The 20,805-nt window shown below is 70.9% G+C and carries 17 protein-coding genes, 2 tRNA genes, 2 pseudogenes and 1 other annotated feature; of the genes and pseudogenes, 11 read left to right on the forward strand and 10 right to left on the reverse strand.

Annotated elements, in window-relative coordinates:
- The first annotated feature begins 2 nt into the window (after window positions 1-2).
- The 8 genes from recF to Ae150APs1_RS16540 all read left to right on the forward strand — a co-directional run bounded on the left by recF (window position 3) and on the right by Ae150APs1_RS16540 (window position 8,268).
- Window positions 3-1,199: a DNA replication/repair protein RecF gene (gene recF / locus Ae150APs1_RS16510; RefSeq protein ID WP_010230548.1), complete on the forward strand. Its 1,197-nt coding sequence runs from the start codon at window positions 3-5 to the stop codon at window positions 1,197-1,199.
- Window positions 1,200-1,262: 63 nt separating this feature from the next.
- Entirely contained in the window at window positions 1,263-1,973 is a 711-nt protein-coding gene (locus Ae150APs1_RS16515; RefSeq protein ID WP_337819672.1) for a DciA family protein, read from the forward strand.
- A gap of 396 nt (window positions 1,974-2,369) precedes the next feature.
- The gene (gene gyrB, locus Ae150APs1_RS16520) at window positions 2,370-4,436 is read left to right on the forward strand and encodes a DNA topoisomerase (ATP-hydrolyzing) subunit B (RefSeq protein ID WP_029239554.1); all 2,067 of its coding nucleotides are present in this window, start codon (window positions 2,370-2,372) and stop codon (window positions 4,434-4,436) included.
- Between the two features lie 55 nt (window positions 4,437-4,491).
- On the forward strand, window positions 4,492-7,002 hold the full coding sequence (gene gyrA, locus Ae150APs1_RS16525) for a DNA gyrase subunit A (protein ID WP_075298751.1): 2,511 nt from the start codon (window positions 4,492-4,494) through the stop codon (window positions 7,000-7,002).
- A gap of 103 nt (window positions 7,003-7,105) precedes the next feature.
- Window positions 7,106-7,855: a DUF3566 domain-containing protein gene (locus tag Ae150APs1_RS16530; RefSeq protein ID WP_075298754.1), complete on the forward strand. Its 750-nt coding sequence runs from the start codon at window positions 7,106-7,108 to the stop codon at window positions 7,853-7,855.
- A gap of 81 nt (window positions 7,856-7,936) precedes the next feature.
- Window positions 7,937-8,010 (forward strand) — tRNA-Ile (locus tag Ae150APs1_RS16535).
- Window positions 8,011-8,049: 39 nt separating this feature from the next.
- Window positions 8,050-8,160, forward strand: a complete 111-nt coding sequence (locus Ae150APs1_RS32860; RefSeq protein ID WP_010230562.1) for a DLW-39 family protein — start codon at window positions 8,050-8,052, stop codon at window positions 8,158-8,160.
- A gap of 32 nt (window positions 8,161-8,192) precedes the next feature.
- Window positions 8,193-8,268 (forward strand) — tRNA-Ala (locus tag Ae150APs1_RS16540).
- Window positions 8,269-9,105: 837 nt separating this feature from the next.
- Here Ae150APs1_RS16540 and Ae150APs1_RS33660 read toward each other — a convergent pair.
- Window positions 9,106-9,840: a hypothetical protein gene (locus Ae150APs1_RS33660; RefSeq protein WP_249266360.1), complete on the reverse strand. Its 735-nt coding sequence runs from the start codon at window positions 9,838-9,840 to the stop codon at window positions 9,106-9,108.
- Window positions 9,841-10,211: 371 nt separating this feature from the next.
- Window positions 10,212-11,006 (reverse strand): MerR family transcriptional regulator, encoded by a 795-nt coding sequence (locus Ae150APs1_RS16555; protein ID WP_075298760.1) that lies wholly within the window; start codon window positions 11,004-11,006, stop codon window positions 10,212-10,214.
- Between the two features lie 78 nt (window positions 11,007-11,084).
- On the opposite strand from Ae150APs1_RS16555, the gene Ae150APs1_RS16560 reads away from it, so the two are divergent.
- The 3 genes and pseudogenes from Ae150APs1_RS16560 to Ae150APs1_RS31280 all read left to right on the forward strand — a co-directional run bounded on the left by Ae150APs1_RS16560 (window position 11,085) and on the right by Ae150APs1_RS31280 (window position 12,915).
- Complete coding sequence (locus Ae150APs1_RS16560) at window positions 11,085-11,447, forward strand: nuclear transport factor 2 family protein (protein WP_075298763.1); 363 nt, start codon at window positions 11,085-11,087, stop codon at window positions 11,445-11,447.
- 40 nt (window positions 11,448-11,487) lie between these two features.
- Window positions 11,488-12,273 (forward strand): annotated as a pseudogene (locus Ae150APs1_RS16565) (SDR family oxidoreductase).
- A gap of 60 nt (window positions 12,274-12,333) precedes the next feature.
- Window positions 12,334-12,915 carry a hypothetical protein gene (locus Ae150APs1_RS31280; RefSeq protein ID WP_139316949.1) on the forward strand — a complete coding sequence of 194 codons (582 nt, stop codon included), beginning with the start codon at window positions 12,334-12,336 and terminating at the stop codon, window positions 12,913-12,915.
- Here Ae150APs1_RS31280 and Ae150APs1_RS16575 read toward each other — a convergent pair.
- The 8 genes and pseudogenes from Ae150APs1_RS16575 to Ae150APs1_RS16615 form a co-directional block, all read right to left on the reverse strand.
- Window positions 12,902-13,669, reverse strand: coding sequence for an alkyl sulfatase dimerization domain-containing protein (locus Ae150APs1_RS16575; protein WP_249266361.1), 768 nt, complete (start codon window positions 13,667-13,669; stop codon window positions 12,902-12,904). The two genes, Ae150APs1_RS31280 and Ae150APs1_RS16575, sit on opposite strands and share 14 nt — an antisense overlap.
- A gap of 27 nt (window positions 13,670-13,696) precedes the next feature.
- Window positions 13,697-14,943, reverse strand: a pseudogene (locus Ae150APs1_RS16580) (IS3 family transposase).
- Window positions 14,534-14,662: a sequence feature (AL1L pseudoknot), on the reverse strand. Its footprint overlaps the pseudogene before it by 129 nt.
- Before the next feature lie 9 nt (window positions 14,944-14,952).
- On the reverse strand, window positions 14,953-16,131 hold the full coding sequence (locus Ae150APs1_RS16590) for an MBL fold metallo-hydrolase (protein ID WP_249266363.1): 1,179 nt from the start codon (window positions 16,129-16,131) through the stop codon (window positions 14,953-14,955).
- A gap of 267 nt (window positions 16,132-16,398) precedes the next feature.
- A complete protein-coding gene (locus Ae150APs1_RS16595) occupies window positions 16,399-17,043 on the reverse strand; it encodes a TetR/AcrR family transcriptional regulator (RefSeq protein ID WP_060574421.1) in 645 nt (214 codons plus the stop codon).
- 41 nt (window positions 17,044-17,084) lie between these two features.
- Window positions 17,085-17,894 carry an SDR family oxidoreductase gene (locus Ae150APs1_RS16600; RefSeq protein ID WP_075302205.1) on the reverse strand — a complete coding sequence of 270 codons (810 nt, stop codon included), beginning with the start codon at window positions 17,892-17,894 and terminating at the stop codon, window positions 17,085-17,087.
- Complete coding sequence (locus Ae150APs1_RS16605) at window positions 17,881-19,152, reverse strand: cytochrome P450 (RefSeq protein ID WP_075298769.1); 1,272 nt, start codon at window positions 19,150-19,152, stop codon at window positions 17,881-17,883. The genes Ae150APs1_RS16600 and Ae150APs1_RS16605 overlap by 14 nt, the downstream gene beginning before the upstream one ends.
- Window positions 19,149-20,279, reverse strand: coding sequence for a thiolase family protein (locus Ae150APs1_RS16610; RefSeq protein ID WP_075298771.1), 1,131 nt, complete (start codon window positions 20,277-20,279; stop codon window positions 19,149-19,151). Before Ae150APs1_RS16610 ends, Ae150APs1_RS16605 begins: the two co-directional genes overlap by 4 nt.
- A complete protein-coding gene (locus Ae150APs1_RS16615) occupies window positions 20,276-20,653 on the reverse strand; it encodes an OB-fold domain-containing protein (protein ID WP_249266062.1) in 378 nt (125 codons plus the stop codon). Before Ae150APs1_RS16615 ends, Ae150APs1_RS16610 begins: the two co-directional genes overlap by 4 nt.
- Window positions 20,654-20,805 lie beyond the last annotated feature (152 nt).

The raw sequence follows: 20,805 nt of genomic DNA on the forward strand, positions 1-20,805 counted from the left end.
CGGTGTACCTCAGGCGGTTCGCGGTCACCGACTTCCGGTCGTGGCCGGAGGCCGAGCTGGAGCTCGACCCCGGTGTCACCGTGCTGGTCGGATCGAACGGCGTCGGCAAGACCAACCTCGTCGAGGGGATCGGCTACCTGGCGAGCCTCGGCTCGCACCGGGTCTCGTCGGACACTCCGCTGATCCGGCGCGGCGCGGAACAGGCGGTGCTGCGCGGCGAGGTCCACCACCACGGCCGGAAGCTCGGCGTCGAACTGGAGATCAACTCGGGGAAGCAGAACCGGGCCCGGGTGAACCGCTCGCCGGTGTCCCGGCCCCGGGACGTCCTGGGGATCCTGCGGAGCGTGCTGTTCGCCCCGGAGGACCTCGCGCTGGTGCGCGGCGACCCCTCGGAACGACGACGGTTCCTCGACGAGCTCCTCGTCGCCCGCTTCCCGCGCTACGCCGGGGTCCGCTCCGACTACGAGAAGGTCCTCCGCCAGCGCTCCGCCCTGCTGAAGTCGGCGAAGCCCGCCCTGCGCGGCCCGCGTGGGCGCGCGCGGCCCGCGCCGGCGGACCCGGACGTCCCGGACGACCTCACGACCCTCGAGGTGTGGGACGGGCACCTGGCCCGGGCCGGAGCGGCGCTGCTGGCCGGCCGTCGTGAGCTCGTCGTCGCACTCGCCCCGTACGCGCGGGAGGCGTTCGCACAGATCGCGCCATCGTCGGACCCGATCGGCCTGGACTACCGGTCCAGCCTGGGGCCGGGCGGGGTGGCCGAGCTGCCCGCCCCGGCGGAGGAGCTGGAGGCGTTGCTGCTGGAGCGGCTCGCCGAGGTCCGGACGCAGGAGATCGAGCGCGGCGTCTGCCTGGTCGGCCCGCACCGCGACGAGCTGGACCTGGCACTGGGCGACGGCCCGGCGAAGGGCTACGCGAGCCACGGCGAGTCGTGGGCGTTCGCGCTGGCGCTGCGGCTGGCGTCGTACCGGCTGTTGCAGGCGGACGACGTGGAGCCGGTCCTGGTGCTCGACGACGTCTTCGCCGAGCTCGACTCCGCTCGCCGGCGGGCGCTGGCCGGGTTGGTCGCGGACGCCGAGCAGGTGCTGGTGACCGCCGCGGTCGGGGAGGACGTGCCCCCCGAGTTGGACGGGGTCCGGTTCGCCGTCGGTGACCGGAGTGTCGTCCGCGAGGGCACGGAGCCGGTCGGGGAGGCTCGATGACCGGCCGTCCGCGAGGGCACGGAGCAGATCTCGGCCACATCACGGCGAACTGGGGACAAGCCTGTGGATTCTGTGGATAACTCCGGCGGGCCGGGGGAGCGACGGCGTCGGGGGACGGGGAACCGCCGGACAACGGCTCGTGCGGCCCGTCCCGACGGCGCCCGCCCTGGGGATGGAGAGTCCGGCGAGTCGGGTCACGGCCCGGTCACGGGTGGCGGCGTCCCGGGTGAACAGGGGGACCTGCTCGCCGGTGAGCGCGCCGGACTGCGCGGCGCGGACCTGGCCCGCGACGCCCTGCGCGCGGCCCGTGAGACCTCCGCGCGGAAGGCGGAGGAGCGGGCCGACGAGGCGCGCCCCAAGCTGCGGGTCGTCTCCGGGAAGGGCCGGCGCCGCCGCTGGTCGGGATCGGGCCCGGACGACCGTGACCCGCAGCCGTTCGGCCGCGTGGTGTCCCGGGTGTCGATGGACCGCGGCTGGTCGTCCCGCCTCACCGACGCCACCGTGCTCGGGCGCTGGTCGCAGCTGGTCGGGTCGGACGTCGCCGACCACTGCACCCCGGTGTCGCTGCGCGACGGCGAGCTGACCCTGCAGGCCGAGTCGACGGCCTGGGCCACCCAGCTGCGGACGTTGCAGCGGCAACTGCTCACCCGGCTCGCGGCGGCGGTCGGGCCGGACGTGGTCCGCCGGATCCGGGTGGTGGGCCCGAGCGGGCCGAGCTGGCGGCACGGTCCGCGGCACGTCCGCGGCCGCGGCCCGCGCGACACCTACGGCTGAGTCCGCGGCGCGGTCACCGGCCGACCCGGGAGCGGTACGGACGCGTCACGCCGTCGTACCCGGCCGGGAGGGCCCGTTACGGGTGAGGAGCCGTGGACCGGGAGCCGCAGGGCTCTCGCCGCCGGTGAGCGCGGGATGACACGGCCGCCGGACCGCTCGGCCCCGCCCGGGCACGTCCGATCCCGCACCGGAAGCCGTTCGCCCGTCTGTGGCGGTTCTGGGCGGGTCCTGACCGCCTTTCCGGGGGTGCCTGCGGGTAGGATGGAAAGGTGTTCCCGGGTGGCTCCCCTGACATGACCAGAGCGCCCGGTAGGTGGAACCGGATCCACGGTCGTCCGCGTCGTCGCGACGTGCCCGCCCGTGGCCGGTTCACGTGGCGAGGAGAACCAGCTACTCGTGGCTCAGGACAAGGCAGCGAAGAACGCCTACGGCGCGTCGTCCATCACGGTCCTCAAGGGGCTGGAGGCGGTCCGCAAGCGGCCCGGCATGTACATCGGCTCCACCGGTGAACGGGGCCTGCACCACCTGATCTGGGAGGTGGTGGACAACTCGGTCGACGAGGCCATGGCCGGTCACGCCACGAAGGTCGTCGTGACCCTGCAGCCCGACGGCGGCGTCCGCGTCGAGGACGACGGCCGCGGCATCCCGGTCGAGATGCACCCGGTGGAGAAGAAGCCGACCCTCGAGGTCGTCCTCACCAGCCTGCACGCCGGCGGCAAGTTCGACGACAAGTCCTACGCGGTCTCCGGTGGTCTGCACGGCGTCGGCGTCTCGGTCGTGAACGCCCTGTCGACGGCGCTCGAGGTCGAGGTCCGGGTCGACGGCAAGATCTGGAAGCAGCGCTACGACCACGCCAAGCCCGGCGAGCTCGTCGAGGCCGGCACCACGAAGAAGTCCGACACCGGCACCACGATCACCTACTGGGCCGACCCGACGATCTTCGAGACGACCAGCTACACGCTGGAGACGATCCGGCGCCGGCTCCAGGAGCAGACGTTCCTGAACAAGGGCCTCACCATGGTCCTGCGCGACGAGCGCCGCCCCGAGACCCCCGCGACCGGCGTCCCCTCCTCCGACGCGGTCGACGAGGACGGCAACCCGGTCGAGGCCGCTCCGGTCGTCGACGTCGACGAGGAGCCGGACGCCGAGGGCTACGTCGCGAAGCCCAAGGAGTACGTCTTCCACTACCCGAACGGGCTGGAGGACTTCGTCGCGCACCTGAACAAGTCCAAGGACCCGATCCACCGCAAGATCGTCGCCTACACCGGCGAGGGCCCCGGCCACCAGGTCGAGGTCGCGATGCAGTGGAACTCCGGCTACTCCGAGTCCGTCTACACGTTCGCGAACACGATCAACACGCACGAGGGCGGCACCCACGAGGAGGGCTTCCGCCACGCGCTGACCGCGACCGTCAACCGGTACGCCCGCGACAAGAAGCTGATCAAGGAGAAGGACCCGGCGCTGTCCGGGGACGACATCCGCGAGGGGCTCGCCGCGATCGTCTCGGTCAAGATCTCCGAGCCGCAGTTCGAGGGCCAGACCAAGACCAAGCTGGGCAACACCGAGGTCAAGTCGTTCGTGCAGCGGGTGTCCAACGAGTGGCTCGCGGACTGGTTCGAGCGCAACCCCAACGAGGCCAAGACGATCGTCAACAAGGCGGTCTCCTCGGCCCAGGCCCGCCTCGCCGCGCGCCGCGCCCGCGAGCTGGTCCGTCGCAAGAGCGCAGGCGACATCGGCGGTCTGCCGGGCAAGCTGTCCGACTGCCGGTCCCGCGACCCGGAGAGCTGCGAGCTCTACATCGTGGAGGGCGACTCGGCGGGCGGCTCGGCGAAGGCCGGCCGCGACTCGATGCACCAGGCGATCCTGCCGATCCGCGGCAAGATCATCAACGTCGAGAAGGCCCGGATCGACCGCGTCCTCAAGAACACCGAGGTCCAGTCGATCATCACCGCGATGGGCACCGGCATCCACGACGACTTCGACCTCTCCAAGCTGCGGTACCACAAGCTGGTGCTGATGGCGGACGCCGACGTCGACGGCCAGCACATCCGGACACTGCTGCTCACGCTGCTCTTCCGGTTCATGCGCCCGCTGATCGAGAACGGGCACGTGTTCCTGGCCCAGCCGCCGCTCTACAAGCTCAAGTGGGGCGGCCGCGGCGCCGAGCCGGAGTACGCCTACTCCGACCGCGAGCGGGACGGCCTGATCGAGGCCGGCCGCGCGGCGGGCAAGAAGCTCCCCAAGGACCAGGGCGTGCAGCGCTACAAGGGTCTCGGCGAGATGGACGCCAAGGAGCTGTGGGAGACCACGATGGACCCGACGAACCGGCTGCTGCTGCAGGTGAGCCTGGACGACGCCGCCACCGCGGACGAGCTGTTCTCGGTGCTCATGGGCGAGGACGTCGAGTCCCGCCGGTCGTTCATCACCCGCAACGCCAAGGACGTGCGCTTCCTGGACGTCTGATCCGTCCGTACGTCTGTCCCATACGCACGTCTGAACACCACGAGGGGATCACTCCGTGACGGACACGATCGACCCCGCCGCCCCCGCAGCGGGCGACGGCGAGGGTGGGGGCCGGGTCGAACCGGTCGACATCCAGCAGGAGATGCAGCGCTCCTACATCGACTACGCGATGAGCGTGATCGTCGGGCGCGCGCTGCCGCTGGTGGAGGACGGTCTCAAGCCGGTCCACCGCCGCGTCCTCTACTCGATGGGGGAGAACGGCTTCCGGCCGGACCGCTCCTTCGTGAAGTGCGCCCGCGTCGTCGGCGACGTCATGGGCAACTACCACCCGCACGGCGACTCGGCGATCTACGACGCCCTCGTGCGGCTGGCCCAGCCCTGGTCGATGCGCTACCCGCTGATCACCGGGCAGGGCAACTTCGGCTCGCGCGGCAACGACCCGGCCGCCGCCATGCGGTACACCGAGTGCCGGCTCTCGCCGCTGGCGATGGCGATGCTGCAGGACATCGAGGAAGAGACCGTCGACTTCCTCGAGAACTACGACGGAAAGACCCAGGAGCCGGTCGTCCTGCCGTCGCGGGTGCCGAACCTGCTGATCAACGGCAGCTCCGGCATCGCGGTCGGCATGGCGACCAACATTCCGCCGCACAACCTGCGCGAGGTCGGCGCCGGCGTCACGTGGTGCCTGGAGAACCCGGACGCCACCGACGACGAGCTCCTCGAGGCGCTGATGGAGCGCATCAAGGGGCCGGACTTCCCGACCCACGGCCTCATCGTCGGGCGGGACGGCATCGAGTCGGCGTACCGGACCGGGCGCGGCTCGATCCGGATGCGCGCCGTCGTCGAGGTCGAGGACGACGCCAAGGGCCGGACCACGCTGGTGGTCACCGAGCTGCCCTACATGGTCAACCCGGACAACCTCATCGAGTCGATCGCGACGATGGTGCGCGACGGCAAGATCGCCGGGATCTCGGAGATCGTCGACGAGTCCAGCGACCGCATCGGCATGCGGATCGTGGTCACGCTGAAGCGGGACGCGGTCGCCAAGGTCGTGCTGAACAACCTGTACAAGCACACGCAGCTGCAGCACAGCTTCGGCGCGAACATGCTGTCGATCGTCGACGGCGTGCCCCGCACGCTGCGCCTCGACCAGATCGTGCGGCACTACGTGCGGCACCAGATCGAGGTCATCGTCCGGCGGACCCGCTACCGGCTGCGCAAGGCCGAGGAGCGGGCCCACATCCTGCGTGGCCTGGTCAAGGCGCTCGACGCCCTCGACGAGGTCATCGCCCTGATCCGGGCCTCCGCGACGGTCGACGTCGCCCGGGCCGGCCTGATCGACCTGCTCACCGTCGACGAGATCCAGGCCCAGGCGATCCTGGACATGCAGCTGCGACGCCTCGCAGCGCTGGAGCGCCAGAAGATCGTCGACGAGCTCGCCGAGATCGAGCGCGAGATCGCCGACTACGAGGACATCCTGGCCCGCCCCGAGCGCCAGCGGGAGATCGTCCGTGACGAGCTCGCCGAGATCGTCGAGCAGCACGGCGACGACCGGCGCACGCGGATCGTCGGCTACGACGGCGACGTCACCGACGAGGACCTCATCGCCGTCGAGGACGTCGTCGTCACGATCACCCGCACCGGCTACGCGAAGCGCACGAAGACCGACCTGTACCGGGCGCAGAAGCGCGGCGGGAAGGGTGTGCAGGGCGCGCAGCTGAAGCAGGACGACATCGTCAACCACTTCTTCGTGTGCTCCACGCACGACTGGATGCTGTTCTTCACCAACCGCGGGCGGGTCTACCGGCTGAAGGCCTACGAGCTGCCCGAGGCGAACCGCACGGCCCGCGGCCAGCACCTGGCGAACCTCCTGGCACTGCAGCCGGACGAGGAGATCGCCCAGGTCATGCAGATCAAGGACTACCAGGCGCGGCCGTATCTCGTCCTCGCGACGCGGAACGGCCTGGTGAAGAAGTCGCGGCTGACGGACTTCGACTCCAACCGCACCGGTGGCCTGATCGGCATCAACCTGCGCAACGACGACGAGCTGGTCGGCGCCGTCCTCTGCTCGGGTGACGACGACCTGCTGCTCGTCTCGGCCGAGGGCCAGTCGATCCGCTTCACCGCGACCGACGACGCGCTGCGCCCGATGGGCCGGGCCACCTCCGGTGTGCTCGGGATGCGGTTCAACAGCGGCGACAAGCTGCTCGCGCTCGGCGTGATCCGGCCCGACACCTACCTGCTCGTCGCCACCACCGGTGGGTACGCGAAGCGCACCCCGATCGAGGACTACCCGGTGCAGGGCCGCGGCGGGAAGGGAGTGTTGACCCTCCAGTACGACCGTCGGCGTGGCACGCTGGTCGGTGCGCTCATCGTCGGCATCGACGACGAGCTGTACGCGATCACCTCCACCGGCGGGGTCATCCGGACCTCGGCCCGCGAGGTGCGGAAGGCCGGCCGGCAGACGAAGGGAGTGCGCCTGATGAACCTGGGCGAGAGCTCCACGCTGCTGGCGGTCGCCCGCAACGCGGAGGAGACCGAGGAGGACCCGGGCCAGCAGGCGTAGGTCGTCGCGGGCGGCCGGTCCACGCGACCGGCCGCCCGCGGCACCCGCCGGCCCGGATCGTCCGCACGACCGCAGCGACGACCAGCGAGGAGAGCTCCAGCTCGTGAGCACCGACGACCGCACCCCGTCGGAGGGCGAGGGCCGCACCGTCGCCACCGATGCGGACCACGACGCGTCGACGACCGCGTCCTCCCCGGACGTCCCGCCGAGCCCCACCCCCCGGGCCGCCGAGCCCGAGCCGGAGGAGCCGGTGGCCGACCAGGCAGGCACGTCCCCGCCCCCGTGGCGGCGGGTGCCCGACGCACATGACGGTGCCCGTGACGCGGACCGTGGGACCGTGGCCGACTCGCTGCTGAGCGAGGCCCCGACCGCGTTCCTCGCCGCACCCGGCCCGGCCGCCGCCGAGGGCGGCGGTACCGCCACCGCGGTCCGCGACCCGGAGCAGCAGGCGCCGGGCTCCGACGTCCCCAGGGCGTCGGTGCGCAACCGGCCGCCCCGGCAGGCGCTGCTCCAGCTGAAGCGGCTCGACCCCTGGTCGGTGCTCAAGATGGCGCTGGCGCTGGCGGTCGTGCTGTGGCTGGTGTGGATGGTCGCGGCCGGGGTGCTCTACGGGGTGCTCGGCGGCATGGGCGTCTGGGACCGGCTGAACGGCACCTACGCCGACCTGGTCACCGCCCAGCCGGAGACGGGCGGTGCGCTCATCAGCGCCGGCCGGGTGTTCGGCCTCGCCGCCGTCGTCGGGGCCGTGAACAGCCTGCTGTTCGCCGTCGCCATCACGATCGTGGCGTTCGTCTACAACGTCGCCGCCGACCTGGTCGGTGGCATCGAGGTGACGCTGTCGGAGCGTGACTGACGGAGACCGCTCCGCACGGGCTCGGGCGGGCCCCCGGCGTAACCCGCTCGAACCCGTGGGGTAGTCTTCTCGACGTTGCAAGGGCCTATAGCTCAGTTGGTTAGAGCGCATCGCTGATAACGATGAGGTCGCTGGTTCAAATCCAGCTAGGCCCACACCTTCTCCCCTCCGAAGCTCTCGTGAGAGGCCCGTCGATGAAGAAGTTGCTCGCCCTGGCCGTGGTGGCCGGCGCCGCGTACGTCGGCTGGTCCCGGCTCCGGGGCGTCGGGTCCGATGATCTCTGGCACGAGGCCACCACCCGCTGAGTCCGTCCGGGTACCGTGAACGGCACCCACCCGGGGACGTAGCTCAATTGGCAGAGCACCGCCTTTGCAAGGCGGGGGTTAGGGGTTCGATTCCCCTCGTCTCCACCACCGCTGAACTGCACAGTTAGCAACTGCCGCAGCAGCAGCTCGGGATCTCGCTGGGCACGGTGCTGATCTACATGAGCACCTACCTGACCGCGTGCACAGCGGCGATCAAATGGGGCGAGACCGCAGCGCAGGCCCGCTCCCTGTCCCCGGTTCTACCGCTGTCGGGCGGTGGCTCCGGGCCCGTGGGGTCGCTGTCGGCGCCGGCCCGGTTCGGGCGGACGCCCCGGGTGGAGGCACTGCTGATGCCTGTTCGGCCCGGGTTGAACCTGCCGACGATGTTGCGGGTGCAGGTCGGGCCGGTCGCCTGGGAGTTGGCCGACGACGCCGCCGGCCAGCAGAGGTCGGCCCCTCCATCGCCCCCATTTACCACCCCACAGAGGCGGAATCGGCACGGTGTGCGATCAACGTGTGCAACGCCCGCCCAGCCGCGGTTCGATCATCTCGTGCCGCTCGCTGGTCTGCCGGGTACGTGTACTCGTTGCGCATCCGACTCGACCTCGGCACGAACCGCCCCGCTCCGTCCCGCAGAAGGGGATGGCGAACTCGGGATGTGCCATATCGCAGCCGCGACGTCGACCGAGTAGGTCCCGTCGTCGGCCGTGTCGACAGGGGATCTCCTCCCCGAGGAGACGCTCGTACGCGGCTCGCTCGGCACCAGGAGCGGGACGACCGCTCGCGGTGACGACACGCCACCACGGCACTGCGTGACCATCCGTCTTGAGTGCGTGACCCACGCTGCGCGCGGTCGCGCCCTCGACGAGGTCGGCGATCGACCTGTAGGTCGTCACCCGCCCGCCGGTATCGACTCCACGATCCCGAGAATCTGCTCCCTCGCACTCACGACGACTCCTCCGGGTCCACGAGTAGAAAGGTGTCGCGGCCGTAGGGCCGCCCGTTGACCTGCAGCTCGATTGCGTGCTCGCCGAGGTGGAAGGTCCGGGTCGTCCGAGCTCGGAACGAGTACGACGTGTCGACGACGACCGTTTCACCCGGTGCGATCGACCGAGATACGATCTTGAACACCTTGGGTCGCAGTACACCGCGTGCTCTCTGGAAGTGCATGATGTAGTCGATCGCGGTCCGCGCCGGGACGTTTCCGGTGTTGGTGATCCGCGCGGTGAACCGGACCTTCGCGCCCACGGGAACCTCGTGCTCGACGACCGACGGTCCGTCCACGTAGAAATCGGCACCCTCGAACCCCATCAGCTCGAGGGCTCTCGGATGACCCTTCTTGATCAACGTGCGCATCGCGTGGCGGGCGACACGAGGCGTGTTCTCGTCGGGGTGGTCCAGCCAGCCCGCCACGATGTCGGCCGCGAGGTCGGGATCGTCTCGCGCGAGGTCGTTGACGTGATTGGCCACCGACCGCCGCACGTAGTCCGATCGGTCGGTGTAGAGCGCGTCGACGATGGGGCGGGTGACCCCCGGACGTCGGACCAGCTCCGGAACGCCTCTGGCCCACGGGAGGTGGGAGCGCGTCCCCTCACTCGCGAGCCGGCGCACGTGCAGGTCCACGCTGCACGTCCATCCCGTGGCCACCGCGAGCGTCCGCTCGAACCCCGCGTCGAGCATCCTCCGGATGGCGAACTCACCGCTGAGTCGAGTGGTGAGCAGAGCGAGGACGTCCAGGGCGTCGTCGAAACTCCGCGCGGACCCTGATTCCAGGGCGCGGTCGACGACCGCCTCCGAGACCGGCCACAGCATCCAGCCGGTGAACGTGTCGTCCTCGAACGCGGCGCGGACCACCGCGGCCGTCTCGTCGTACCCGGGCGGGAGATCGGCCAGGAGGGCGTCACGGACGACGTCGACCCGCCGGCGGAGTTTCTGATCACCGACGCGACTCGCCATCAGTGCCGTCGGTCGGACGTGGCGCTGCCGCATCAGCTGGGCGAGGTGACTGATTACCGACGCGTCGATCATCTCATCCATCGTCCCCACGAGGATCAGCCGACCCGGAAGACCGGCCAGCCGATCTCGGTGCGCCACGCACCGGGATCGGGTGTGTCGCGTGGCCCGACCGCGTAGACCTCCCGCACTGGTCCGGCCACCGACATCGCGTTCTCCACCACCCAGGTCCCGAGTTCGCCATAGGCGACCTCGATGCCGTCGTGCTCGCCGACGTGGGTGGTGACGGCCAGTTCCGCGGCCGGCAGGGTCACGGGGTGCACGCGTCCGGTGCGAGGCGGCGTATCGGTCGGCAGGTAGAGGAGCGCGTGACCGCGTTCCTGCTCGAAGAGGGCGTTGTCGTAGCTACCGCCCGGCGGCCCGGTCACCGCGGTGCCGACGGCCGCCTCCAGCTCGGCCATCGCGCCGGCGAACCAGGTCTCCACGTCGTGAAGGTTGACGACGGCCTCCACCGCGGCGACGGTCCGGGCGGGCTCCGCGCGCAGCTCGACGTCGATCGGGGCGGGGTCGGGCTGGAGCAGGCGGCGCAGCGACACGACCGCGGCCCGGGTGCGGTCGAGCTGGTCCTCGAGGCGGTGCAGGTGGTCCGCGACCAGGTTCGCCCGGAGTACGGGGTCGGGAGTCCGCAGGATCCGCTGGACGTCGGTCAGGGGGACGTCGAGTTCGCGGAGCCGTTGGATGACCTGGGCGGTCGGGATCTGGTCGACGCCGTAGTAGCGGTATCCGGTGGCCTCGTCCACGACGGCGGGCGTCAGCAGGGTCGCCTCGTGGTAGCGACGCAGGGTACGCACGCTCAGGTGGGTCAACTGCGAGAACTCCCCGATGGTCAGCACCCCTCCAGCCTGGACCCTCCCCCTGGGGGAGAGTCCACGGCTTGACCTTCCCGCAACGCGAGGCCACACGGTGGGCTCATGACACAGCACACCGACCTTCAGCCCGATTCGCTCCCGGCCAAGGTGCGCGACTTCCTCGCCGCCCACGTCGTCCGTGACGACGACACCGCCTCCACGTTCCTCGCCGAGGACGTGGTCCTCGTCGACCAGGGCGAGACCGTCCGTGGGCGGGAGCAGGCCCACGCGTTCCTGCGCGACGCCGGGTCGCAGTTCGAGTACACGACCGAACTGGTCGGCGCTCACCGCGTCGACGACACCCACTCCGTGGCGACCGTTCGGCTCGAAGGGACCTTCCCCGGTGGGGTCGCCGAACTCGACTACCGCTTCGCGCTGCGCGACGACCTCATCGCCGAGCTCGTCATCGCCAACCACGAAGCCTGACCGCACCATGCCACGGCGATCGTCACCAAGGAGAGAGACAATGCCGAACTCGAATCCCGACCGCCTCGACGGTCGCCGGGCGTTGGTCACGGGTGGCTCGAAGGGCTCGGGCAAGGCCGTCGCCGAGCGGCTGCGCCAGATGGGCGCCGACGTGTACGTGACGGCCCGGATCATGCCCGACGGGTACGAGCACTCTGACCGCTTCGTCGAGGCGGACACCTCGACGATCGAGGGCGCCGACCACGTCGCCGCCCGGATCGCCGAGGCCGGCCCGCTCGACATCCTCGTGCACGTCGTCGGAGGCGCATCGACGCCGTCCGGCGGATTCGCGGTCATCACCGACGACCAGTGGCTCACCGAGCTGAACCTCAACCTCCTGGGGGCGGTGCGGCTCGATCGAGCCCTTCTCCCAGCCATGATCGAGTCAGCGTCGGGAGTCGTGCTGCACTTCACCTCGATCTAGCGCGAACTGCCCCAGTACGACGCATCCCTGGCGTACGCCGCCGCGAAGGCCGCCTTGCGCACGTACAGCAAGGGGCTGGCCAACGAGCTCGGGCCGCGCGGTGTCCGGATTAATGCCATCAGTCCCGGCGGGATCGAGACGGAAGCCTACGAACGATTCGTGGACCGGATCGCCGAGGGCAACGGGCTCACCCGTGAAGCAGCGAAGCAGACCATCTACGACTCCCTCGGAGGAGTTCTCCTGGGTCGATTCGCGAAGCCCGAGGAGATCGCGGACCTGGTCGGGTTCCTGGTCTCGGATCGTGCCTCGGCCGTCGTGGGCGCCGAGTACGTGATCGACGGCGGGACTGTTCCGACAGTCTGAGCCCGAATCTGGCCGCTCAAGCCGCTTGCACGGGGGAGACCTGAGCTCAGCTCCGGCTCGGTGCGGCGCGCCGCCGGGCTCCTCGCGGTCGCGGTTATCCCCGTCGTCGCCGGCCTCAGCGGCGACGACTACACCTACCCGGCCGCGCTCGACCCGATCCTGCTCTCGTCGGCCCTTCTGGTCGCCGGGGCGCTGCTCGCCGCCGTCCTCATCCGCGGGCGCCTCGGCGCCACCGGCGCCGACACCCACATTGGCGCCGACACCCACTCCGACCCAGGCGTCGCCGACACAACCTCGCCCAGGCCGATCGGCTCGTCCGCCGAAGACCGCGCCCCGGCCGGTCGCCCCCGGGCCGCGGATCCGCCGCAGCGGGTGCGCGTCGTGGACGTGCCGCACTGCGCGGTCAACGGCCCGCCCCTCCATCCCGGCACGGCCTCCTCTCCCGTATCCGGCTCCGCTACCCGCAGCACCCCCTCGTCTCCACCACCGCTGAACTGCGCACTTGCGATCTGTCGCGGATCTCTACGACCGGTGATGGCGCTGACGCTCGTCGCAGGACGTCGTCAGTGGATCGTCTCGAGGGATCCCATGGCCGTGGCACCCCGACCGCAGGATGGATGTATGCGGATCAGTCCGGGGTGACGATGGCGAAGTTCGTGTCGCCCGGGTCGAGGACGCGGGCCAGGCGGGTGATGACGGTCGGGTCCCCGGTCAGGGTGAGGCCGGCTGCGGCGAGCCCCTCCGCGCTCAGGCCGCCGCCCGCGAGTGCCGGGAGCGCACGTCGGTCTGTCGTGAGCACGGCGTCGGCGTCGCCCTTCTGTGGCCGGGAACTGTAGGTCAGCACACCGTTCGCGAGCGTGAGCCGGTAGCGCTCGTCGATGTCGGTGAGCACGACATCGAGGCTCAGTCTCTCGTCCCACGCGCTGGGTCCGTCGATCTGGATGGCGAGGGCGTCGAACAGCATCGGCGGGGTGAGCTGACCGACGACGTCGGGGGCGCTGGTCTCGGTCGGTGTGCCGAATCTGCCGTCGCGCAGTTCGGTGGCCCCGGACAGGTAGAAGGTGCGCCAGGTGCCGTTCTCCGAGCCGTATCCGAGTTGCTCGTAGGTGTCGGCGAGTAGCTCGCGCGCGTCCGGGTGCTCCGGCTCGGCGAACACGACATGGTTGACCACCTCGGCGACCCACCGGTAGTCGCCGGCGTCGTAGGCGGCGCGTGCTCTGTCGACGACGGTGTCGGCGCCGCCCATGAAGTCGACGTAGCGCCTGGCCTTCTCGACCGGTGGGTGTTCCCAGAGGTGGGCGGGGTTGCCGTCGAACCAGCCCAGGTAGCGCTGGTAGATGGCCTTGACGTTGTGGCTGACAGAGCCGTAGTAGCCGCGGGCGTTCCAAGGTGTCAAGTGCCGGGTTTGGTAGAGGCTGAGTTCTCATGCTCCGGCGGGCTGCCGGGCGGTCGTGGTGGTGGCGTTATGGATCTCGTACTCGACCGGCGGGACGAAGCCGAGTTCGCCGTGTAGTCGGCGGTGGTTGTACCAGTCGACGTACTCGGCGACCGCGAGTTCAAGGTCGCTGATCCCCGCCCACGGCCCCTTGTTGCGGATCAATTCGGCCTTGAACAACGAGTTGAATGCCTCCGCCATCGCGTTATCATAGGAATCGCCGACCGACCCGACGGAAGCGACGACACCAGCTTCGCCGAGCCGCTCAGTGTAGCGAATGGCAACGTATTGGACACCGCGGTCCGAATGATGCGTTAACCGCGACAGATCTGCACCGCTGCGTTCCCTGATCCAGATCCCCATGTTGAGTGCGTCTAGGGCGAGATCGGTGTAGAGATGACGTGACAGCTGCCAACCCACGATCCTCCGGGAGAACGCGTCCAAGACGAACGAGGCATACACCCAACCGGAATGCGTCTAGATGTAGGTGATGTCGGCGACCCACAACCGGTTCGGGGCCGTCGCGGTGAAGTCGCGCTCGACCAGGTCCGGGCGCAGGTCGGGGCTGTCGGCACGGATGGTGGTCCGCGGCACCCGCTGCCGCCGGACACCGCGCAGGCCTGCGGCTTTCATGAGCCGGCCGACGGTGCACCGCGCGACCGGCCGGTCGTCCACGCCGCCTTCGCGGCCCAGCTGTGCCCAGACTTTCCGGACGCCGTAGACGCCGTAGTTCTCGGCGTGCACGCGTGCGATCTCGGCGGAGACGAGGATGTCGCGTTCCGCCCGGGCCGAGGGTGGACGGGTCTTCGCCGCATAGTAGGCACTCGGGGCGATCGGGATACCGGCGTCTTTCAGCACGGCACAGATCGGCCCGACCCCGAACTCGTTCCTGTTCTTGTCGATGTAGTCGGTGACTACCGTTGCGGGCGGTCGAGCTCCGCCGCGAAGAAAGCCGAAGCGGACTTGAGAATGGTGTTGGCCCGGCGGAGTTCACGGGTCTCCCGCTCCAGCTCCGCCAGCCGAGCGGCCTGATCGGTCGTCGTCCCAGGCCGGGATCCAGCGTCGATCTCGGCTTGCTTCACCCAGCCGCGCAGGGTTTCCGGAAGGATTCCCAGCTGGTCACCGATACGGCGGCAGACGTTCGTGCCGGCGTTGACAGGGTCGGCCTTGGCGTCGAGGACCAGCCGGATCGCTCGTTCCCGCAGCTCGTTGGGGTGCTTCCGTGGGGCTGCCATCGCTGCTCATCATCTCCTGGCTTGACACCCTCCATCAAACCCGGCGCGAGACAAGGCGTTCTCGAGTGCGGGAGGCAGGACGATCTCCTCGGCGATCTCCGGGCCGACCAGTCCCTGGTTGAGCATGCGCAGGGTCTGGTCGTGGAGGTAGGCGTAGAGGTCGCGCTGGGTGGACAGGAACTCGACGACCCGGTCGGCTCCCCAGGTCGGCCAGTGGTGGGAGGCGAACACGACCTCGGCGTCACCGCCGAACAGGTCGATCGACTCGGTGAGGTAGCGGGCCCAGGCGTGCGGGTCGCGCACGACGGCGCCGCGCAGGGTCAGCAGGTTGTGCAGGTTGTGCGTCGCGTCCTCGGCCGCGCAGAGTGCCTTGAAGTCGGGCAGGTACACCAGCATCTCGGCCGGTGCCTCGGTGCCCGGCGCCATCTGGAAGATCATCCGCACTCCGTCGACGGTCTCCTCGTGACCGGTCGTGGTGATGATGTCGGTCGGCGGTATCAGGGTGACGGTGCCGACGGACACCGTCTGCCCGAGGCCGGCACCGACCTGGCCCTCCGGGCTGCGGGCGAGTGCGGCGCCGTACATGTATCCCGCTCTACGGGCCATCGCCGTTCCGGCGTAGACGTTCTCCGCGACCGCCTCCTCGGTGAAACCGTCGGGAGCGAGGATCCGCACTGCTCCCGCATCCACGTCCTCCTCGGTGACGAATCCCTTCACCCCGCCGAAGTGGTCGGCGTGCGAGTGGGTGTAGACGACCGCCTTGATCGGCCGGTCTCCGCGATGGAGCCGGTACAGCTCCAGCGCCGCGGCGCCGGTCTCCTTCGACAGCAGGGTGTCGATGACGACGACGCCCTGGTCGCCCTCGACGAATGTCGTGTTCGACAGGTCCATGCCGCGCACCTGGTAGATCCCCTCGACGACCTCGAAGAGGCCTCCGATCGCGGAGAGCTGGGACTGGCGCCACAGGCTCGGGTTCACGCTGTCCGGAGCGTCGCCGCTGAGGAAGGAGTAGGTCGAGTTGTCCCACAGGACCGTGCCGTCCGCGCCGACGACCGGCTGATCGATCGAGGCGATCAGTCCCCGTTCGGCGTCGTCGAAGTCCAGCGTGTCGTCGAAGGGTAGGCGGCCCCGCAGATCCTCCTGCTGCTGGGCGATCGACGGCGTTGCGGACCTCGACGTGGTTGTCATCCACCGACGCTCGCATCGACCTGGATCCGGGCGCCTCCTCCGGGACGGGTGACCTTCGGACGGTGACCGTGCGGCCATCGACCCGCGCCGGACCTGGTTCAGCTGGACCCCGACGCCGGGCCGGCGAGCGCGTCCCCCAGGAGCTCGAGGCCGATGACCAGCAGGAGGACCGTCATGATGCGGCGTTGTGTGCGGCCATCGATTCCCGAAGAGGACGAGATGTCCGGGGCGATGAACGACGCTCGACGGGAGACACCTTCCGCCCGGTCAGCTCCCCGTCGGCACCGTCCGCGCGGCGTACGGGGTCCCCTTCGCCAGACCGTGGATGCCGCCCGCGGCGACCAGTCCGCCGAGCGCGAGCGCGAAGATCTGGTCGGCCAGCTGCGAGTCCGCCTCCTCGCCGTGTGGCGTGAACCAGTGCTGCATCCAGTCCAGCATCCCGACGATCGCCCGGGCCGCCACGGCGGGATCGCCGGCGAGCGAGAACTCCCCGTTCCGGGCGCCCTCGGCGAGCAGCGACTCGACCGCGGCGATGTACCGGCGGTCCATGTCGTCGAACCGGGCGAAGGTCGGGGACCGGAACCTGCCGACGTGCTGCAGGTAGACGAACGCGGCCGGGTAGTAGTCGGCGAAGATCCGGATCTGGGTGCGGACCAGCTCGCGCAGTCGCATCGCGACGCTGCTGCCGGTGTCCGCACGCAGGCGGTCGAGCTCGGCGAGCAGGGCCTGGGCCGGCTGTTCCACGACGGCGAGCAGCAGCTCCTCCTTGCTGCTCACGTAGTTGTAGACGCTGCCCTTGAGGATCCCGACACGGGCGCCGATGCTCTCCAGGGTGGCGTTGTCGTAACCGCGCTCCCGGAACTCCTCACCGGCGGCGTGCACGAGGTCGGGCCAGCGGCTCGGTCGTGGCATCGGTCAGTCCTCCCCGGTCCGGCGGTCGCGACGGCCGGGCATCAGTGCATCGTCCAGCCGCCGTCGACGCACAGTGTGGCGCCGGTGACGTAGGAGCCGGCCCGGGACACCAGCAGGAGCAGGGGACCGGTGAGCTCCTCCCGGGTACCGAGGCGGCCCAGCGGGATCCGTCCGACCGCCGCGGCCAGTCCCTCCTCGTGCTCGATCAGGGGCGCGGTCATCTCGGAGTCGACGTACCCGGGGGCCAGCGTGTTGACCCGGATGCCGTGCCGGCCCGACCACTGGGCCGCGAGGTCGCGGGTCAGTCCGGTCAACCCCGCCTTGGACGCCGAGTAGGCGGCCTGCGGGACGGTCCCGGCGGTGAGGCCCAGTGCCGAGGAGATGTTGACGATCGACCCGCCCCGCCCGGCCGCGATCATCGCGCGGCCCGCGGCGGCGGCCATCTGGTACGCGCCGAGCAGGTTGACCTGCAGCAGGGCCGCGGCCCGGCGGGGATCGTCCCGCTCGGCGCGGGCGCCGTAGCCGGTCCCGGCGTTGTTGACCAGGACGTCGACCCGTCCCAGCCGGTCGACCGCGGCGTCGACGAGCGCCTGGCACTGCTCGGGGTCGGCGACGTCGGTGGTGACCGCGACGCACCTGCCCCCGGCGTCGACGATCGAGGACCGGACCGCGTCCAGCTCCGCCGGCCGCCGTGCACCGATCACGACGCCGGCCCCGGCGGCGGCCAGGACCCGGGCGAAATGGGCGCCGAGCCCCGACGACGCACCGGTCACGATCGCGACCTCGCCGTCGAGCCGGAAACCGCCGGGTACCACCTCTGCCGGCTCCGTCACCCGCTCATCGTGTCCCATGCCCGCCCGGGCCTCCTGCCGGGTCGACACGGACGGGGAAGTGCTCCATGCCGCGGGACAGGAGGACGGGGGCCCAGCGCAGCTGCTCCTCGTCGACCTCCGGACTCCGCAGCGCAGCGAGGGCGCGCGGGATGGCGACGGCCGCCTCCAGCCGCGCGAGCGGGCCGCCCAGGCAGTAGTGCAGCCCGACGCCGAAGCCCAGCTGGCGGCCCTGGCGGCGGGTGATGTCGAAGGTGTCGGGGTCGTCGAACACCTCGGGGTCGCGGTTGGCCGCCGACGGGCTGAGGAACACCCGCTGGCCGCGGCGGAGGGTGCGCCCGCGCAGTTCCACGTCCTCGGCCATGACCCGGGCGACGGTCTTGGCGGGGCCGTCGAACCGGAGCACCTCCTCCACGGCACCGTTCAGGAGCGTCGGGTCCGCGTCGAGGAGGGCCCGCTGCCCGGGGTGCCGGAGCAGCGCGAGCACGCCGCTGGCGATGAGGTTCGTGGTCGTCTCGTGGCCGGCGAAGAGCAGCAGCACACCGGTCGCGATGACCTCGTCGTGGCTCAGCGAGTCGTGCTCGTCCCGCGCGGCGATCAGTGCGGACAGCAGGTCGTCGGCGGGCTCGCGCTCGTGCGCGGCCACCAGGTCGGACAGGTACCCGGTCAGCTCGGCCATGCCGGACGCGCCACTGGCGTGCCGTCCGGCGTCGCCCATCCCGCCGAAGACCAGTCCGGTGATCTGGTCGGACCCGTGCTTGAAGCGGTCCTGGTCCTGCCGGGGGACGCCGAGCATCTCGGCGATCACCGAGGCGGTCAGGGGGTAGGCGTAGTCCCGGACGAGGTCGACGGTCCCGGACCCGTCCGCCGTCGCCGTGCCGAGCAGCTCGTCGGCGAGCTCCTCGATCCGTGGCCGGAGCCGGTCGACCGCCCGCGGGGTGAACCCCCGGCTGAGCAGCCTGCGGAGCCGGGTGTGGTCCGGCGGATCCTTGAAGACCATCCACTCCTCGAGGACGCCGAAGGCCGACCGGAGCCCGGGATCGGCGTCCGGGCCGTCGAGCTTGGCCCGCCGGTACGGGGCGATCCGGTCCGACGAGAACCGGACGTCCCGCAGTGCCGCCGAGACGTCGTCGAACCGGGTGACGAACCACGACCGGTATCTCCCGCTCCAGTGCACCGGGTCGTGCTCGCGCAGGGCGGCGAGGACGGGGTACGGGTCCGCGACGGCTTCGGGGCCGAGCAGATCGATCCCGCTGACGTCGACACGGGAAGTACTCACGGCCCCTCCAGTACGGCGACGACGCAGGCGTTCCCGTCCAGCACGGACACCCCGCCGCCCATGGTCTCGACCAGGCCGATCCGGGCGGAGCCGACCTGACGGCCGCCCGCCTCCCCCCGCAGCTGCCAGACGATCTCGGCGACCTGGGCGAGCCCGGTCGCACCGAGCGGGTGCCCGCGGGAGAGCAGCCCGCCCGACGGGTTGACCGGGTGCCGGCCACCCAGCGCGGTCACCCCGGCCTCGGCGGCCTTGCCACCCTCGCCCTCCGCCACCAGGCCGAGCGCCTCGGTGGTGACGATCTCGCCGATGGTGAACGCGTCGTGCACCTCGACGACGTCGACGTCGCCGACGGTGTCCAGGCCCGCGGCGGCCAGCGCGTCGGCAGCGGTGTCCCGGACGATGTCGTATCCCCACACGTGGGGCGACGTCTCGTTCCACGGTGCCCCGCTGCGCAGGGCGACACCGCGCACGACGACCTCGCGGTCGCCTCCCGACGCCGGTGCGAGGACGGCCGCGGCCGCGCCGTCGGACGTCGGGCAGCACTGCAGGAGGGTCAGCGGGTCGGAGATCATCGTCGATCCGAGGACCTCGTCCACGGTGTAGCTCCCCGCGTACTGGGCGCGCGGGTTGTGCAACGCGTGCGCGTGGTTCTTCACCGAGACGGCGGCCAGCTGGGCGGGGGTGACGGCGCCGAGGTGGAGGTAGCGCGCGGCGCTCATCGCGTACAACGCCGGCAGCGCCAGCCCGGACCTCTGCTCGGGATCCGTGGGCTCGGGGGTGATCGCACCGGAGAAGGCGGTGCTCATCTGTTCGATCCCGAGCGCCAGCACCCGGCCGTACCGTCCGGTGCGGACGGCCTCGTGCGCCTCGGCGAAGGCGGTGGTCCCGCTCGCGCACGCGTTCTCGACCGTGATCACCGGGACGCCGGTGATCCCCAGGGCACGCAGCGTCCGCTGGGCCACGCCGGGTGGGCCGAAGACCGTGCCGACCCAGACGGCGTCGACGGCGTCGACCGCGGCGTCGGCGAGGGCCTCGCGTACGGCGTCGTGGGCGAGACCGACGAGGTCCCGGTCGGGCCGGCGGCCGAAGTGCGACGTCCCGACGCCGTGGACCGCGACCCGGCTCACGACGCGGCGTCCGGCTCGACCGCCAGGTCACCGGACCCGGTCGGGGCGACGAGCCGGGCCCGGCCGCCGACGGGCGGGGCGGCCGGGCCGGGCACGTGGGCGAGGATCCGCGGTCCGTCGTCGAGGTCGACGTAGGCGAGGGCGAAGGGCGGCGTCCGGCCGGGGACCGGGATGCGCACGACGGTGCTGCTCCACACGGTTCCCCCGGGGCCGAACACGGCGGGCTCGGCCGGGCCGGCGCAGCCGGGACAGCGCGGCCACGCGTAGGCGGACACTGCGCCGCAGCGGGGGCAGCGCAGGCCGTGGAGCCGCCACGCACCGCCGGCGTCGAGCCGGGCGTGGGGGCGGGGATCGACGGCGTCGACGTGTGACACGTGAACTCCCCTGAGTCGAAGTGCCTCCATGTAAACAAACCATGGGTCGGTTATCAATCGAGCCCCGATGCGTGATCCGCACGGAAATACCCGGTTCATCTGCGCTGGTCCGGAAGGACCTTGACACCCCGGGGTGAAGCAGGTCACTGTTT

Origin of the sequence: Pseudonocardia sp. Ae150A_Ps1 (assembly GCF_001932315.1) — a bacterium.
Classification (GTDB): Bacteria; Actinomycetota; Actinomycetes; order Mycobacteriales; family Pseudonocardiaceae; genus Pseudonocardia.